Below are 16,141 nucleotides of genomic sequence, written 5' to 3'. Positions count from 1 at the left end.
GTGCCGGATGGCACGGGCCCTTCGCGGTGTGCGGCTCGACGCGGACGCGTCAGCGGGTGGTGTATTCGGCGATCCGGCCGAGCACCCCGTTGAGGAAGCGCGGCGAATCGTCAGTCGACATCTGCCGGGCCAACTCCACGGCCTCGCTGATCGCCACCGCGTCGTCGATCTCGTCGACGTAGAGCAACTCGTAGACGGCGATCCGGGCCAGATTACGGTCGACGATCGGCATCCGCTCCAGCGTCCACCCCTCGGCGTAGCTGGCGATCAGCTCGTCGATCCGGTTGAGGTGCTCGGCAACACCCTCGACCAGACCCACCGCGTAGCCCAGGTGCTCCGGTCGGGGCTGCTCGATCCGCTGCACGTAACCGGCGAGCACCTCCACCGGGGGCTTGTCCCGCAGGTCGGCCTCGTAGAGGACATCCAGCGCCCGCTTGCGCGCCTTGCGGCGCGCCGGCATCTGCTGCTTGGAACCCTCAGCCATCAGGCGCGGCCGAGGTAACGGCCGTCGCGGGTGTCGACCTTGATCTTCTCGCCGGTGGTGATGAACAGCGGAACCGGAACGGTCGCCCCGGTCTCCACGGTCGCCGGCTTGGTGCCGCCGGTCGAACGGTCGCCCTGCAGGCCCGGCTCGGTGTAGGTGACCTCGAGCACGACGCTCGTGGGCAGCTCGATGTAGAGCGGCACACCCTCGTGCTGGGCGACGGTCGCCTCCGCCTCGGGCAGCAGGTAGTTGGCTGCCTCACCGACGGTGCCGCCGGGCACGGTGATCTGGTCGAAGGTCTCCAGATCCATGAAGACGAAGTCCTCGCCGTCGGCGTACAGGTACTGCATCGTGCGCTTGTCAACGGTCGCGGTCTCGACCTTGGTGCCCGCGTTGAAGGTCTTGTCGACCACCTTCCCGGACAGCACGTTCTTCAGCGTGGTGCGCACGAAGGCACCACCCTTACCGGGCTTGACGTGCTGGAACTCGACGACGGCCCAGAGCTCGCCATCCAGGTTGAGTACCAGGCCGTTTTTGAGGTCGTTGGTGGAGGCCATTTCCTGCCTTGATCATCAATTGGCGGACAGACCCTGAGAGTCTACTAGCTGCGTCGAATCGCCCGGCCCCCCGCTCGGGGCCGGCTCTCAGCGGGTGGCCAGATGGTGCAGGGCGAGACGATAGCCGTCGATGCCGAGACCGCAGATCACTCCGGTCGCCACCGCCGACACCACCGAATGGTGCCGGAACTCCTCGCGGGTGTGGATGTTGGAGATGTGCACCTCCACAAGCGGCCCCCGCAGCATGGCGCACGCGTCCCGCACCGCGTACGAGTAGTGCGACCAGGCGGCCGGGTTGAGCACCACGGCGGCGCCCTCGTCGGCCGCCGTGTGCAGCCAGCCGAGCAGCTCGTGCTCCGCGTCGGTCTGCCGGACCGTCACCTCCAGCCCCAGCTCCCGGCCGGTGGCCTCGCAGAGCGCCACCAGGTCCGAGTAGGTGGTCGCGCCGTACACGTCGGGCTCGCGGGTGCCCAGCCGCCCCAGGTTCGGCCCGTTCAGGACGTACACCCTCACCGGTCAGCCACCTCGCGGTAGGCGGCCTCCAGCAACGCGTCGTCCGGACCCTCGAGCATCGCCGGGCGGGCCAGCCCGTCGAGCACCACGAAGCGCAGCCGAGCGCCCCGGGCCTTCTTGTCCACCCGCATCGCGGCCAACAGCTGCGGCCAGGCGTCGGCCGGGTAGCTCACCGGCAGGCCCAGCGCGCCCAACGTGACCCGGTGCCGGTCGGCGGTCGGCGCGTCCAGCCGCCCGGCGAGGCGGGCCAGCGTCGCCGCGTACACCAGACCGACGGCGACGGCGTGGCCGTGCCGCCAGCGGTAGCCCTCGTTCTGCTCGATGGCGTGCGCCAGGGTGTGGCCGTAGTTGAGCACCTCCCGCACGCCCGACTCGCGCAGGTCGCCGGAGACCACGTCGGCCTTGACCCGGATCGCCCGCTCGATCAGCTCCCGGCTCACCGGCCCACGGGGGTCGGTCGCGGCCACCGGGTCGTTCTCGACGAGATCCAGGATCGTCGGGTCGGCGATGAAACCGCACTTGACGACCTCGGCCAACCCGGCCGCCAGGTCGACCGCGGGGAGGCTGTCGAGCGTGGCCAGGTCGGCCAACACCCCGACCGGCGGGTGGAACGCGCCGACCAGGTTCTTGCCGGCGGCCGTGTTGATGCCGGTCTTGCCGCCCACCGCGGCGTCGACCATGCCCAACAGCGAGGTCGCCACCGGCACCCAGCGCACCCCCCGCAACCAGCAGGCCGCGACGAAGCCGGCCAGGTCGGTCACCGCGCCGCCGCCCACCCCGACCACCGCGTCGGTACGGGTGAAGCCGGCCGCTCCGAGCCGGTCCCAGCAGGCGGAGGCGACGTCGATGTGCTTGCCCGACTCGGCGTCGGGCACCTCGATCGGCAGTGGCTCGACGCCGGCGGCGCGCAGCCGCTCGCCGAGCGCGTCCGCGAGGGTCTTGAGCGGAGGCGCGTGCAGCACCGCCGCCCGCGTCGCGCCGGGCAGCAGGCCGGGTAGCGCACCCAGCAGGTCACGTCCCACCAAGACGTCGTACGGCCGCTCGCCGCCGACCGGAATCCGGGTCACCTCGTCCATCGCCGGCAGCCTAGTCCAGCGGTCGGCGCGGCGACGGCGGCTGTCCACCTGCTGGCCGGGTGGCCCAGTCCGCCAGCCGGTGGGCGTGCGCGGCCACCTCGGCGCGCAGCGCGTCCGGGTGCCGCACGGTGAAGGGGCAGCCCAGCCCGGCGAGCAGCGCCGCCATCCCGGGCAGGCTCTCCGCTCGGGCCCGCAGCAGCACCCCGTCGGTGGTGGCGGTCAACTCGGCCACGCTCGGCGGGATGCGGCGGCGGGCGGCGACCAGATCGGTCTCCAGCACGGCCTCCACCTCGTGTGCGTACGGCACCCCGGCCAGCGACCGGGTCACCCAGGCCACCGCCTCGAAGCCGTCCGGCACGGTGAACGTCGCCCCGCCGGGCGTCACCGCGCCGATCCGGTCCAGCCGGAAGGTGCGGACCTCCCCGCGCCGGTGGTCGTGGCCGGTGACGTACCAACGGCCGGCGTGGAAGACCAGCCCGTACGGGTCGAGCTCGCGGTGCGACCGTTCGCCCCGCCAGGAGCGGTAGTCGAGCGCCACCCGCTGCCGGTGCCGGGCGGCCGAGGCCAGCGCGAGCAGGGTCGCCGACGCCGGTCCGCGCTCCTGCTCCGGGCGGCGCAGGGTGAAGCCGAGGTGCTCCTGGACGGCGGCGAGCCGGTCGGCGAGCGCCGCCGGCAGCACCCGGCGGATCTTCGCCAGCGCGGTGGCGGTGGCGGGCTGCTCGGTGCCGAGCCCGACCCGTTCGGCGACCACGAGACCGAGCAGCACGGCCACCGCCTCGTCGTCGGTGAGCATCAACGGCGGCAGCTTGTATCCGGAGTGCAGCCGGTAGCCGCCGTAGCGTCCCCGGTCGGCGGTCACCGGGATGCCCAGCTCGACAAGCGTGCTCGCATACCGGCGCACGGTCCGCTCGTCCACCCCGAGCTGGCTGGCCAGCTCGGCAGCCGTCGACAGATGCCGGGTCTGCAGCAGTTCGAGAAGGGCCAGCACCCGACCCGCGGGATGTGACACCGGCCACTCCTTCAAACAGGGCGGATTCTGTCCGGTTTCGATCGTACGGTCTGTCGGTACCCGAGAGAAGGAGCGACAGATGGCGACATTCGTGCTGGTGCCGGGATTCTGGTTGGGGGCCTGGGCGTGGCGGGACGTGACCGCGACGTTGCGGGCGCAGGGGCACGAGGTCCATCCGATGACACTGACCGGGTTGGCCGAGCGCGACCACCTCGCCGGCCCGGAGGTCGGCCTGGACACGCACACCACCGACATCGTCCGACTGGTCGAGATCGAGGACCTACGCGACGTGCTCCTGGTCGGGCACTCCGGCGGTGGCATGCCTGTCGCTCAGGCGGCGGACCGGATCCCGGACCGGATCGCCCGGGTCGTCTACGTGGAGAGCGGGCCGCTGCCGGACGGCACGGCGCAGTTCGACACGGTGCCGCCGGAGGAGCAGCAGCGGTTGCGCGCCGCGATCGGCACCGGGCACCTGCTGCCGCCGCCGACCTGGGACCCGGCCGCCGACCCGACGAACCTGGCCGGCCTGGACGAGCCGACGCTCGCGCTGCTGCGGGCCCGGGCCACCCCGCAGCCGCTACGGGCCGCCACCGACCCGGTCCGCCGTACCGGTGGGCGCCCGGTGCCGACCGCGCTTGTCGCCAGCACCTTCCCGCTCGCCCTGGTGCAGCAGATGATCAGGGAGGAGCACCCGTTCTTCACCGGCCTGGCCGACGGCCAACTCCACGAACTGCCCACCGGCCACTGGCCGATGCTCAGCGAGCCAAAAGCCCTAGCCGACATCCTCGACCTGACAACCCGCAGCTGAGGACCCCCCTGCGCCGGTCTTGCGGGTCCGGCTGCCGAGATACCGGGAACGCCCCTCAAGCCGGCACGCGCCGGGTCGAGCCCACCCTCGTCGATCATGGACTTGTGGTGCCCGGTTTGCGGGTCCACGGGCAGTCCGTCCCCCACCACAACTCCATGATCGATGGGGTTGTGGCGGGGCGGGGCCCGCCGGGGGCGGCGTCAGCGTGGGAGCAGGGCGGTGAGGTCGGCGACGACCTCGGTCGGGGTTCGGCCGTCGGTGACCACCGTTTCGGTGGCCACCTCGGCGTAGAGCGGCCGGCGCTGGTCGAGCAGGTGCTTCAGGGTGGCCCGTGGGTTGAGCGCCAGCAGCGGCCGGCCGGCGCCGAGCCCGACCCGCTTCACCGCGTCGGGCAGCTCGACCGAGAGGTGCACCACCCGGTGCCCGATCAGGGCCGCCCGGGTCTCCTCGGCAAGGACCGCGCCGCCGCCGAGGGCGAGCACGCCCGTGCCGCCGGCGAGCGCCGCGGCCACTGCGGCCCGCTCCAGGGTACGGAAGTGCGCCTCACCCTCGTCGATGAAGATCTCCGGGATGGGCTTGCCCGCCATCTGCTCGATGTCGGTGTCGGTGTCGCGGAACTCCACGCCGAGGGTGGCGGCGAGGGCCCGGCCGACGGTGGTCTTGCCGCAGCCGGGCGCACCGACAAGCACGACGACAGGTGCCATCAGCGGATGACCAGCGCGTCGAGGTAGCCGGCCAGGTTGCGGCGCATCTCGGTGACCGAGTCTCCGCCGAACTTCTCGGTGGCCGCCTCGGCGAGCACCAGCGCCACCATCGCCTCGGCGACGACCGCCGCGGCCGGCACCGCGCAGACGTCGGAGCGCTGGTTGATCGCGGTGGCCGGCTCGCCGGTGGTGACGTCCACGGTGGCCAGGGCCCGGTTCAACGACGAGATCGGCTTCATCGCGGCGCGGACCCGCAGCGGCTCACCTGTGGTGATGCCACCCTCCAGCCCGCCGGCCCGGTCGGTGACCCGGCGGACACCGGTCGCCGACGGGATGATCTCGTCGTGCGCCTCCGAGCCACGGGAGCGGGCCTGCTGCCAACCGTCGCCGATCTCCACACCCTTGATCGCCTGGATGGACATCAGCGCGGTGGCCAGCCGGGCATCGAGCTTACGGTCCCACTGGACGTGGCTGCCCAGGCCCGGTGGCACCCCGTACGCCAGCACCTCGACCACGCCGCCGAGGGTGTCGGCGGCCTTCTTCGCGGCATCGACCTCGGCGACCATCAGGGCGCTGGCCTCCGGGTCGAGGCAGCGCAGCGGGTCGGCGTCGATCCGGGCGGCGTCGGACGGCGTGGGCCGCAGCCCGGGCTTCGCGGCCACCGGGCCCAGCTCGACGACGTGCGAGACGATCTCGATGCCGAGCGCCTGCCGGATGAGCGCCTTGGCGACGGTGCCGACGGCCACCCGGGCGGCGGTCTCCCGTGCGCTGGCGCGCTCCAGGATCGGCCGGGCGTCGGTGTGGCCGTACTTCTGCATGCCGGCCAGGTCGGCGTGGCCCGGCCGGGGACGGGTCAGCGGGGCGTTGCGGGCCTGCCGGGCCAACTCGTCGGGGTCGACCGGGTCGGCGGCCATCACGGTCTGCCACTTCGGCCACTCGGAGTTGCCGACCCGGATCGCCACCGGGCTGCCCAGGGTCACGCCGTGCCGCAGCCCGCCGAGCACCTCGACCTCGTCGCGCTCGAACGACATCCGGGCGCCCCGGCCATAGCCCAGCCGCCGGCGGGCCAGCTCGTCGGCGATCACGGTGGTGGTCACCTCGATGCCGGCCGGCACCCCCTCCACCATGGCGACGAGGGCGGGACCGTGCGATTCACCTGCAGTCAGCCAGCGCAACACAGCGGTCAGTCTGTCACGGCCCGCCACCGTCGCGGCGCGCTCCCCACGGCGTCCCGCCCTACGGACGTCACCGCCCGCCCACCCGGTCGTTCTCCTTTGCTCTGCACCCGCCGAGGCGACACCGCTGCGCACGCACCGAGGCGACCTTTGCTCTGCACCCGCCGAGGCGACACCAACCCGCCCGCACCGGGGGCGCGGCGACCAGGCGGCGACCGCGCGGCGCCCGGTGGGCGTGTGCTCAGATCCCCCGGCCGCGCTTGTGCAGGGTGCGCAGCACCGCGTCGGCCCGGACCACCCGACCGGCGACGGCGAGGGCGAGATACGCGCGCGGCTCGCGTGGGTTGCTCCGCAGGGTGCGGCGGGCCCAGCGCAGCGCACCTCGGCGGTCGCCGGAGGCGGCCTGGGCGAACGCGATCTGCCCGGCCACCCGGGCCTCGCCGGCCGGTTGACTCGCGAACTCCGGGTAGCGCTGCAACAACCACTGCAACGCCTCGGAGATGGTGTCCCAGCGTTGCGCGAAGTACGAACGCTTGTGCCAGCGCACCAGCACCGACGGCGTCCGCAGGTTGACGAGCGGCGCGCTGCGCGCGGCCCGGAGCAGGAACTCGTAGTCCTCCGCGTAGCTGCCCGGGATCTCCTCGTCGACAAGCCCGAACCCGTCGCGCAACGCGGTCGCGCGGATCAGGAAGGTCGACGGGTGCAGCTCCGTCATCCGGTCGCGCAGCAGGTCGTCCAGGGTGATCCGGTCCTTGTCGAGCACCCGGTCGACGGTGTGCCCGTCGTAGGCGACGCGGATGCCGCAGCAGACGAACTCGGCGGCGGGGTCACCGGCCAGCGCGTCGACCTGGGCGGCCAGCTTGCCGGGCAGCCACTCGTCGTCGTCGTCGCAGAACGCGACAAGCGCACCCTCGGCCGCGACGGTGCCGCTGTTGCGCGCGCCCGCCAACCCGGGGGTACGGGAGTTGCTGATCACCCGAACCGTGCGGGCCGGGCCGCTGCCCAGCTCGGTCAGCGACCCGTCCGGCGTGGACTGGTCGAACACCACCACGACCTCGATCGGGCCGGCGAAATCCTGGGTCAGGATCGCGCGCACCGCGGCCCGCAGCAGCTCGGGGCGGTCCCGGGTGGGCACCACGACGCTGACGCTCGACTGCTGGGTCATCGGATCTCCTTCGTACCCGGGCGGGGCCGGGACCAGGCCCGCCACCGGGCTGGGCGCGGGGTCGAGCGGGCCACCAGGTCGTCGACGATCTGCCCGACCCGGGCCACCGCCGCCCGTCGTGCCTCGTGTGCCTCCGGGTCCGCGGCCACCGCGTACCGGGATGGGTCGGCCACCCCGGCGGCCAGCGCCTCGTGCAGCGCCTCCCGGGTCTCGCAGAGCGCCACCAGCCCGGCGACGCCGAGGCGGCGGGCGAAGAGCATCTGGTGGTTGTCGACGTGCTCACCACGAGCCGGGTCGCGGGGCACCACGATGGGAAGGTGGCCGTGCCGGCGGGCCTCCAGGATCGTCGCCGGACCACCGTGGCAGACCACCAGGTCCGCGTCGGCCATCGCCTGTTGCAACGCGTCGTGGCCGAGGAACGGCACCGCGCCGGGCAGCTGGGGCGCGGTCGTGTGGCCGTGCTGCACGGTCAGCCCGATCGGGCCGGCGGTCTGCGCGTGCCACTGCGCCAACCAGTCCACCAGCCGGTCGAAGGGGTGCTTGTCCGTCCCCACGGCGACCAGCAGTCGGAGCTGGGCGATCGCCGAACTGTCGCGCTGACGTGGCAGGCGGGTCGCCTCGGCGTCCGGTCGGGGTTGTGGACGCCGCGCGGTGCCGGTCTCCCCGGTCACAGCAGCGTCCCGACGACTGTCGCCTCGGGATACTGCCGGCGCTGCTCGTCCCACTGCACGAGCATCGCGGACAGGAACGGCCGGCAGAGCCGAGCGGTAAGCGTCGGGGTGTCGATCCGGTCGTACACCTCGATGTAGACGGTCGGGATGCGCCGCAGCCGGGCCAGCACCACGAACGGCACCGCCACCCCGGCGCCGGTGGTGACCACGGCGGCGACCCGCCGCGCCCGCAGCACCCGCCAGGCCAGCAGCGCGTTGCGCAGCAGGTTCGGCACGTTGCGGGTGGTCGGGTGGTGTGCCGGCACCAGGTCCTCGCCGGTCAGCAGCGAGACCGCCTCCGGGGTGTCGAAGGTGACCCAGCAGCGCCGCCACCGTTCGTACCAGGGCCGCAGGGCCAGTAGTTGGGCCAGATGGCCGCCGCTGGAGCCGACCAGCAGCAGCACCGGCGCCCCACTGTCGTCGTTGTTGGTGTCCACGCGACTCCCCACAAGTTCGCTTGGAATTTCAGTTCACGCCACGCAGAAGCAGATCACACGATTCCCGGTCGTTGAATAGCGCGACCGGCCGAGATGACGATCTCCACAGCGGCCGGTCCAGCGCGCCGAACGTCCGAGAATCCATCGATCGTCATCACCACCTGCGATTTTGTCGTCACTCTGCGGCGTGCCGCCACGGCCGCGATTCCTCCAGATCAGCCGCTATGTCTTTTCTCGATGACGTCCAAGAGCGCGGGATGCAGTGCGCCGTTCCAGCCCGCGCCCGCGTTCGCGAGTCGCCAGGTCCGCAACCACATCTCCACCAGGTACGCGTCGGCGACGAGCCGGCGCTGCGCCGCGTCGAGGCCGAGCCGCTCGCCGTGCCGGCCCAGATACCCGTCGACGGCCGACGCGGCGACGTCGGCCGGCTCTCCCCGCAACACGAGTGCCCGCTGGAACGCGTCGTGCGCCAGGTCGAAGCCGACCGGCACGTCCGGCCCGCTGTGCTCCCAGTCCCAGGCGACCAACCGGCCGGCGTGCCAGCCCAGGTTCCACGGCACCCAGTCACCATGCCAGTGACCGAACTCCACACTGGTGTCGCCATGCCGACGGGCCAGCGCGGAGACCGCGGCGACCGCCCGCGTGCCGGCCGGCTCGCTCGCGGCGGCCCGGCCGGCCAGATCGGCCAGCCGGTGCAGGAAGCTCGAGTCGACAAGTGGTCGAGGTGTCCCCGCCGGGCCGCCCCGGCGGGCGACCGCCAGCAGCGCGGCGATCCGTGGCGGGTCGTCCACCGGCACACCGCGTACCGCCGGTGGCAACGGCTCGATCACCGCCACCACCTGGCCCGCCCACGACGTCTCGGTGAGCAGCCTCGGCGGGGTCGGGTGGTCGGCGACGCCGACCACCGCGCGCAACGCCCGCAGCGCCGCCGCCTCCGCGCTGACCAGCGCGCGGGTCGCGTCGTTCCAACCGATCTTCGCGTAGCCCCGCGGACGCCCGTCGGCACTGAAGAGTTGCAGGGTGGGCTTGCCGTTCGGGTCGGGTGGGCGGACCCCGAACGCGGCAAGCAGCGGCGTGTCACCCAGGTCGCTGGTGAGCCGCTCGCTCAGCAACAACTCCGCAGCCGGCACCCCGGCCGGCACCGAGACGGTCAACGTCGGAAAGGGCGCGAGCCCCACCCGCCCGAACCGCGCCAGCCCGCCGAGCACCGCCCGCAGCGCGCGCACCTTCGGTGGCCGCAACGCGTTGTACGCCAACAGGGACGCCGCCCCGGCCCGGGGCGCGCCCAACGGCACCAGGAACCGGGCGCGGGCGATCGACGGCACCACCGCGTACCGGGCGACCGCCTGGTGACCGGCCGGCGGAGCGCCAGCCACGGTCAGGCCGACCCGGTCGTCCGGGAAGACCGCGCGGCTCACCCAACCCAGCCCATCCTCGCGGGAACGGGGGTCGGTGGCCGGGCCCGCCGCCGTCGTCACGCCGCCCGGTCCGCCCAGTCGAGGTCCAGTCCGAGCCGCTGACGCAACGCGTCGTTGTACGGCCGGTAGTAGTCGGTCAGCTCGGCGCGCACGGTCGGCTCCAACGGTGCCGAGCGCCGATCGTTGTAGACCTTGAAGTTCGGCAGGTCGTACGCCGGCAGACCGAGGAAGTCCAGGGTGCGCCGGTAGGTCGCGCGCGAGTCGCGGTACAGGTCCTCGCTGGGCAGGAAGAGGATCTGCTCGGAGTCGAAGCGCTCCAACCACGGCTCCAGGTGCTCCAGGTAGCGCCCCCGGGCCCGGTACGTGTACCAGTCGTACGGCTCACTGAACGACTCCGGCTCGGCGATCAACCGCTCCCGCTCCCCCGCCGTGCGCTCCGCCTCGGCGGCGAGGGCGGCGGCGAAGTCCAGTGGCTCGATGTTGTGGGTGCGGCGCTCCTTCCAGTGCGAGTACGCCCGCTCCACCGGGTCGCGCAGCAGCACGATGAGCTTCACCGTCGGCATCAGCGCGGCGACCCGCTCCGCGGCGAGTGGGTGGAACATGTACAGCGGGGCCGCCTCCCCCACCCGGACCGGCCCGCCGTGCCGCTTGGCCAGGGCCTCGCGCTGCCGTTCGGTCGGGAAGTGCGAGCGGTACCAGGCCTCGCCGCGCCCCCAGTGCTCCTCGAAGTAGTGCGCCGACTTGGTGTTCCACGCGGGGAAGAGCCGGGGTACCAGCGGGTGCTGGATGAGGTAGTTCCACAGGGAGGTGGTGCCACCCCGTTTGGTCCCGATGATCAGAAAGTCCGGCAGTGGCCGACGATCGCTGGTGCGCACGCCGTAGTCGACAAGCGACTCCTTCACCCGGGTGGTCACCTGGGTCGGAACCAACTGCTTGACCCGGTCACGGATGGACACCACGACGGACCTCACCTGCCTCTCGTCGATGCCGGGGTGGGCTCGCCGGCCGCGGCCGCGTCGCCCCCTCCACGGATCTGCCTCATGGTCCCCCGGATGCCGGCGCGCACCCGGGGCAACGTCAACATGCCGACGCAGCCGGCCAGCAGCACCGCAAGCGCCACCGCGAGGCCGGGCAGGCCGCGACCGCCCACGAGCACGCCGACACCGGCGGCCAGGCCCACGCCGACGACGGTGGCCACCGCGGCACGAACCATCGCCGCGTCGAACAGCGGCTCCCGCACCACCGACCGGGCGAACCCGGCGGCGGTGAGGTTCTCGGTGGCGATGCCGGCCGCCCAGGCGACCGCCGCGCCCGTCGCGCCGTACCGGGGGATCAGCCACAGACCCAGCGAGACGGTCACCGTCAGCCCGGCCACGGTGGCGATCAGGTGCAGCCCACTGCGCCCGCCCATCAGCAGCAGGCTCTGCACGTTGCCCACTCCGGTGTTGACGAGCATCGCCACCGCGAGCACGGTCATCGCCGGCACGCCGGCGGTGAACTCCGGCCCGAACAGTTGGAGGAAGGCAAGCGCGAAGACCGCCAGCAGCAGGTACACCGGCCAGGACAGCACCAGCCCCCAGGTGGTCAACTGCCGGTGTACGGCCGCGGCCGCGGCCCGCTCACCCCGCCCGAGCAGCCGGGACAACTGCGGAGACACCGCCACCCGCAGCCCCTGCATGGCCAACTGACCGGCAAGCACGTACCTGCCGACGGCCCCGAACACGCCGGCGTCGGCCGGCCCGGCCAGCACCGAGGTGAGCAGCACGCCCACCCACATGTTGCCCGCGTCGATCGCCGCCGAGGCGGCCCGGGGCAACGCGAAGCGCCAGAACGTCGACCAGTCGGCGCGGTGCGGTCGCAGCGTCGCGCCCCGGCCCAGCCCGAGCGGGCCGGCGACCAGGGTGAGGCAGACCAGCAGCGCCAACGCCGCCGGCACCAACCAGCCGGTCATGCCGGCGAGCAGACCACCACCGGCCAGCGCGGCGGCGCCGACGAGCACCGGCCGGGCGACCGGCAGCAGCAGGAACTGCACCCCGACGTACGCCCGGATGGGCCGCACGCAGCGCAGCGCGGCGAGCAGCAGGGTCATCGCGACGACCACCGGCACCGCGGCGAACGTGACGGTGAGCAGCGCCTCGCCGTTGGCGAGGACGTCGCCGAGCAGTCGGGGCGCGAGCGCGTCGGCGGCCAGCACGCCCGCGCCGGCGACCACGAACGCGGTCAGCAGCGGCGGGATCAGCGCCACCGGGAGCACCCGGGCCGCGTCGCCGCGCACCCCGGCAGTGCGCCGGGGCAGCGCCCACATGAGGCCGGTCTCCGCGCCGAGCGTGCAGATCGCGGTGGCCACGGTGACGACCCCGATCGCGGCGAAGAACGCGCCCGCGCCGGCCGTGCCGTACCCCCGGGTGATCACGACGGCCAGGACGAACCCGAACAACCCGCTGGTGGCGGCACCGAGCAGTCCGGCGACTCCGCTACGGGCGCTGCGGCGGGTCTCGGCCGAGCCGGCGTCCCCGGCGGGTGACGGCGCGGCCGGGCCCTCGGCGGGACCCTGCGTCGGCCGGCCCTCGTCGGCGTCGGCCGGCGGTCGGGTGGCGGCGGTCACGCGGGCACCGCCGCGTTCCGGGCGGCCGGCGGTGGCGACCCGACCAACCGGGTCAGCCGTTCACGTTCGGTGAGCGCCATGGCGAAGGCGACCGCGAAGAACGCGACCGCCAGGTTCTGGTTGGCCATGCCGTAGAACGGGATCTGCACGAGGCAGACCACCGGCACCACCGCCAGCCACTGCCCGGCCGCCGACGTCGCCCGCGCGCAGATCACCGCGGCGGCGACGAACCACGCCAGGAAGCAGAGCAGCGCGGGTACGCCGTGACTGAACAGCACCATCCACAGCTGCCCCTGGGTGCCGATCGGCGCGGCCGCCGACACGGTGTCGACGTTCACCGGAGCGCCGTAGCCCAACCACGGCGACTCCTGCACCCGGCGGATGACCTCGGTGTAGAGCGAGAGGCGGTCGGTGTTGGTGTCGCTGGAGTCGACCCGTTTGCTGATCAGCTCGGTGATCGGAATGAACAGTGTGGCCACCGCGCCGATCACGACCACCCCGACGATCGACGCGGCCACCCGGACGTTGCCGCGCAGGCTGGCGCGCACCCCGAGCACCGCCAGCCCGGCGCCGAGGCTGAGGAACATCGCCCGGTTGAGGGTGAGGAACGCCGGCGCCAGCGACAGCGGCAACGACGCCAGTAGCGCCCAGCGCAGCACCCCCTGCCGACGCAGCATCGCGAAGGCCACCACGCAGGGCAGGGTCATGGCGTACGCGCTGCCGTAGTTGTTGGTGTACGCGAACGGCGCGGCCGGCCGGTAGATCGGGTTCAGCGAACGGGCGCTGTATTCGGCGGTGGTGAGGTGCACCATGTCCTGGATGAACGGGGTGCCGGCCACCCCGCCGGGCAGCAGCACCTCCATCGGGGTCGTCATGGCCAGCCGGGGCACCAGCACCCCGAGCCAGCCCAGCGCCACCAGCCCGAACCAGAACGCGCAGAGCGGGGTGAGCACCGCCACCAGGCTGGCGCGTTCCCGGGCGGCGGCGTAGACGTACACGCCGACCACAAGTGCGGTCAGGTAGAAGGCCAGCCGCAGGGCGAACGTCAGCAGCGAGGCGGGCGACGACAGTTGGGTGGCGCTGACCACCACGATGGCCAGGAAGAGCAGCCAGATGCCGACCGCCGGCGGCAGCGGCACACGCCCCCGGGTGAGCAGCAACGCGAGCAGCAGCGCACCCAGCAGCGGCCAGCCGAGGTAGAACGCGCCGAGCAGCCACCAGAGCGGCACCAGACCGAACATCATGGACAGCGGCCAGAGCGGCAGTTGCGGCGGCGCGGGCGGCGGCATCGGCCCGGCAGCCTCCGGGGCGCCTCCGGGCGGTGGTTCGGTCGCCGGGGCGCGGGTCACCGACACGCTCAGGCCCGGCCGTTGCGGGTGAGCACGAAGCCCAGCGGGGTGACGCCGGCGGCGCGGAGCCGCTCCACCAGGCGGCGCAGGTCGCTCTGCCGGGTGCGGTCCCGCTCGACGACCACCACCGCGCTGCCCTGCCGGGCCACGGCCACGCCACGCTCGTCGGACTCGGCCGGCGGAGCGTTGAACAGGACCAGGCCATGGTCCGCGCCCTGCCGCCAGGTGCCGAACCGGACACTGCCCACACCCACGGCGACCTCGTCGGGGCCGACGACGCGGCCGTTGTCCGGGCGGGCGGACGACACCCGCGGCAACGTCAGCGTGGCGTCCGGGTCGGTGGACGGGCGGGCGCCGGGCGGGTGCGGGGAGGGTCGGCGGGCGGGTGTGCCGTCCGTGGCGGCACCGGCGGCAGGTGTGCTGCCGGCCGGCCGGGGCTTGGGCACCAGCGGCCGGGACGGGTCGATGGGCAGCCGCCCCCGGTCGGCGAGCACGCTGGCCCGTAGCCGCTCGATCCGGCCGCTGTCGTCGGCGACGAAGACCTCCCGACCGTCCACGGCGAGCGCCACCGCCAGCCCTGCGGTGAGCGCCGTGGCGTCCTCCCGGGCGGTGACAAGCGCCACCCGGGCGGGTTGCCGGACCCGCTCGGCGACCGCCATCGCCACGTACCGGACGTCGGCGTCGACGGCGCGGGGACTACCCCGGAACGCCGGCCGGCGCACCGTGCCGAGCAGCGGGAGGCCGGAGGCGTCCCGGCCGTCGGCGACCGAGCGGACCCGCCTGTCGGTCGACTCCCAGAGGTACGCCAGCACGATGCCGACAAGCGCGCCACCGAGCAGGCCGGCGACCAGGTAGAGCGGCCGGTGCCCGGCGGAGGTGACGAGCGCCTTCTCGGCGGTCTGGGTGACCCAGCCGGGGTTGACGTCGACCGCCGCGATCTCGGTACGGGCGGCGTTGAGCTGGGTGAGCTGGTTGTTGATGCCGGCCAGCTCGGCGACCAGCGCGTCGCCGGCGGCGGTGTCCTTGGCGGTGTTCGCCCGCTTCTGCAACGTGGTCTGCTGGGCGGCGACCTTGGTGATGCTGGCGTCGTAGGAGCGCAGCATCTCGGCGCGCTGCTGCTCGTACATGGCCCGCCGCACACTGAGGTAGGCCTCGGCGGCCCTGTTGGCGCTCTGCACGGCCTGGTGGGCCTCGCGCGCCTGGTAGGTGAAGCGCAGGATCTGCCCGCCGGTGGGCACCTCGACCTCGAGCGCGTCGCGGATGTCGCGCGGGTCGCCACCGGCCGACTCGGCGAGCTGCTGCACCACCTCGGTGCCGGTGGCGATGCCGCTCTCCACGTTCATGTTGACCGCGCGGTCGGCGCCCGCGCCGCTGGGGGTGAAGGCGTCGGTCACCACCGGCCGGACCGCGACCACGGCGCTCGCGGACTGCGCCGCCGGCACCAGCAGCACGTAGCCGAGCGCGGCGAGCAGACCGACCATGGCGACCGCCGCCACCAACCGCAACCGGTGCATCGGCACCCGCAGCAGGTCGGTAAGTGTCACGGCGCGCGAGGTGCCGGCGGACGGGCCGTCCGTGGGCCAGGAACCGGGCGCTGCATCAGTCATGGAACTTCTTCACCGTCTGTTGAGGATTGCCGACGACCACGACGCCGGGTGGCACGTCCGCGCGGACCACCGTCGCGGCGCCGACGACGCTGTCCCGGCCGACCCGCACGCCCTTCAGGACCAGGGCGTGCGCACCGACCCAGACGTTGTCCTCGAGGACGATCGGGGCACGGGTGAGCGGGCTGGGCGGCGCGTGCCGCTGCTCGGGGGGCAGGTTGTGGAAGTCGTTGTCGAGCAGCTCGCAGTCCGACAGAAGGCACCTGTCGCCCACTGTCACCGACGTCCAGGTGCCGATCCAGGTGGCGTTGAGCAGGCAGTCCGCGCCGACGCGAACCTCGCCGGGGCCCGCGAAGCGGACGAGCTTGTTCAACCGGGTACGGTCACCGATGGTCACCCGCACACCGCGCCGCAACCGGATCCGGCCGCGGATCTCGACGTCCCGACCGAGCGTCAACCGCCGGTAACGGAGCTGATACCAGCCGCGTTTGACCGCGAAGACCAGACGCACCACGCGTCTCGTTCGG

Annotated in this window: 17 protein-coding genes; 1 reads left to right on the top strand and 16 read right to left on the bottom strand. The window is 73.3% G+C overall.

The annotated features are described in order from the left end of the window. Positions 1–49 precede the first annotated feature (49 nt). From nusB to ACWER9_RS20090, 5 genes are all read right to left on the bottom strand, one after another. On the bottom strand, positions 50–460 hold the full coding sequence (gene nusB, locus ACWER9_RS20110; protein ID WP_452303268.1) for a transcription antitermination factor NusB: 411 nt from the start codon (positions 458–460) through the stop codon (positions 50–52). Between the two features lie 23 nt (positions 461–483). Beyond that, on the bottom strand, positions 484–1,041 hold the full coding sequence (gene efp / locus ACWER9_RS20105) for an elongation factor P (RefSeq protein WP_007458344.1): 558 nt from the start codon (positions 1,039–1,041) through the stop codon (positions 484–486). Between the two features lie 87 nt (positions 1,042–1,128). Further along, the gene (aroQ, locus tag ACWER9_RS20100; protein WP_452303264.1) at positions 1,129–1,554 is read right to left on the bottom strand and encodes a type II 3-dehydroquinate dehydratase; all 426 of its coding nucleotides are present in this window, start codon (positions 1,552–1,554) and stop codon (positions 1,129–1,131) included. After that, the gene (gene aroB, locus ACWER9_RS20095) at positions 1,551–2,630 is read right to left on the bottom strand and encodes a 3-dehydroquinate synthase (protein WP_452303263.1); all 1,080 of its coding nucleotides are present in this window, start codon (positions 2,628–2,630) and stop codon (positions 1,551–1,553) included. The genes aroQ and aroB overlap by 4 nt, the downstream gene beginning before the upstream one ends. Positions 2,631–2,640: 10 nt before the next feature. After that, complete coding sequence (locus ACWER9_RS20090; RefSeq protein ID WP_452303262.1) at positions 2,641–3,639, bottom strand: helix-turn-helix transcriptional regulator; 999 nt, start codon at positions 3,637–3,639, stop codon at positions 2,641–2,643. Positions 3,640–3,718: 79 nt separating this feature from the next. Between ACWER9_RS20090 and ACWER9_RS20085 the strand changes: the two genes are divergently transcribed. Further along, the gene (locus ACWER9_RS20085; RefSeq protein ID WP_452303261.1) at positions 3,719–4,447 is read left to right on the top strand and encodes an alpha/beta fold hydrolase; all 729 of its coding nucleotides are present in this window, start codon (positions 3,719–3,721) and stop codon (positions 4,445–4,447) included. A gap of 200 nt (positions 4,448–4,647) precedes the next feature. On the opposite strand, the gene ACWER9_RS20080 is transcribed toward ACWER9_RS20085, so the two are convergent. From ACWER9_RS20080 to ACWER9_RS20030, 11 genes are all read right to left on the bottom strand, one after another. Continuing rightward, positions 4,648–5,151 (bottom strand): shikimate kinase, encoded by a 504-nt coding sequence (locus ACWER9_RS20080; RefSeq protein WP_452303260.1) that lies wholly within the window; start codon positions 5,149–5,151, stop codon positions 4,648–4,650. Then, positions 5,151–6,329, bottom strand: a complete 1,179-nt coding sequence (aroC, locus tag ACWER9_RS20075) for a chorismate synthase (RefSeq protein ID WP_357355179.1) — start codon at positions 6,327–6,329, stop codon at positions 5,151–5,153. The genes ACWER9_RS20080 and aroC overlap by 1 nt, the downstream gene beginning before the upstream one ends. 238 nt (positions 6,330–6,567) lie before the next feature. Further along, on the bottom strand, positions 6,568–7,491 hold the full coding sequence (locus ACWER9_RS20070) for a glycosyltransferase family 2 protein (RefSeq protein ID WP_452303259.1): 924 nt from the start codon (positions 7,489–7,491) through the stop codon (positions 6,568–6,570). Further along, positions 7,488–8,162 carry a glycosyltransferase gene (locus ACWER9_RS20065; RefSeq protein ID WP_452303258.1) on the bottom strand — a complete coding sequence of 225 codons (675 nt, stop codon included), beginning with the start codon at positions 8,160–8,162 and terminating at the stop codon, positions 7,488–7,490. The genes ACWER9_RS20070 and ACWER9_RS20065 overlap by 4 nt, the downstream gene beginning before the upstream one ends. Further along, the gene (locus ACWER9_RS20060; RefSeq protein WP_452303257.1) at positions 8,159–8,638 is read right to left on the bottom strand and encodes a UDP-N-acetylglucosamine--LPS N-acetylglucosamine transferase; all 480 of its coding nucleotides are present in this window, start codon (positions 8,636–8,638) and stop codon (positions 8,159–8,161) included. The genes ACWER9_RS20065 and ACWER9_RS20060 overlap by 4 nt, the downstream gene beginning before the upstream one ends. 215 nt (positions 8,639–8,853) lie before the next feature. After that, a complete protein-coding gene (locus ACWER9_RS20055; protein WP_452303256.1) occupies positions 8,854–10,116 on the bottom strand; it encodes a hypothetical protein in 1,263 nt (420 codons plus the stop codon). Then, entirely contained in the window at positions 10,113–11,015 is a 903-nt protein-coding gene (locus ACWER9_RS20050; protein WP_452303267.1) for a sulfotransferase domain-containing protein, read from the bottom strand. The genes ACWER9_RS20055 and ACWER9_RS20050 overlap by 4 nt, the downstream gene beginning before the upstream one ends. 8 nt (positions 11,016–11,023) lie before the next feature. Beyond that, positions 11,024–12,661: a lipopolysaccharide biosynthesis protein gene (locus ACWER9_RS20045; protein ID WP_452303255.1), complete on the bottom strand. Its 1,638-nt coding sequence runs from the start codon at positions 12,659–12,661 to the stop codon at positions 11,024–11,026. Continuing rightward, positions 12,658–13,950 (bottom strand): O-antigen ligase family protein, encoded by a 1,293-nt coding sequence (locus tag ACWER9_RS20040; RefSeq protein WP_452303254.1) that lies wholly within the window; start codon positions 13,948–13,950, stop codon positions 12,658–12,660. The genes ACWER9_RS20045 and ACWER9_RS20040 overlap by 4 nt, the downstream gene beginning before the upstream one ends. A gap of 68 nt (positions 13,951–14,018) precedes the next feature. After that, positions 14,019–15,617: a lipopolysaccharide biosynthesis protein gene (locus ACWER9_RS20035; protein ID WP_452303253.1), complete on the bottom strand. Its 1,599-nt coding sequence runs from the start codon at positions 15,615–15,617 to the stop codon at positions 14,019–14,021. Then, complete coding sequence (locus ACWER9_RS20030; RefSeq protein ID WP_452303252.1) at positions 15,610–16,128, bottom strand: acyltransferase; 519 nt, start codon at positions 16,126–16,128, stop codon at positions 15,610–15,612. Before ACWER9_RS20030 ends, ACWER9_RS20035 begins: the two co-directional genes overlap by 8 nt. Positions 16,129–16,141 lie beyond the last annotated feature (13 nt).

The sequence above is a fragment of the Micromonospora sp. NPDC003944 genome (genome assembly GCF_053605225.1).
The sequence above is the reverse complement of the archived record's forward strand: the minus strand, read 5'-3'. Positions and strand labels throughout refer to the sequence as shown.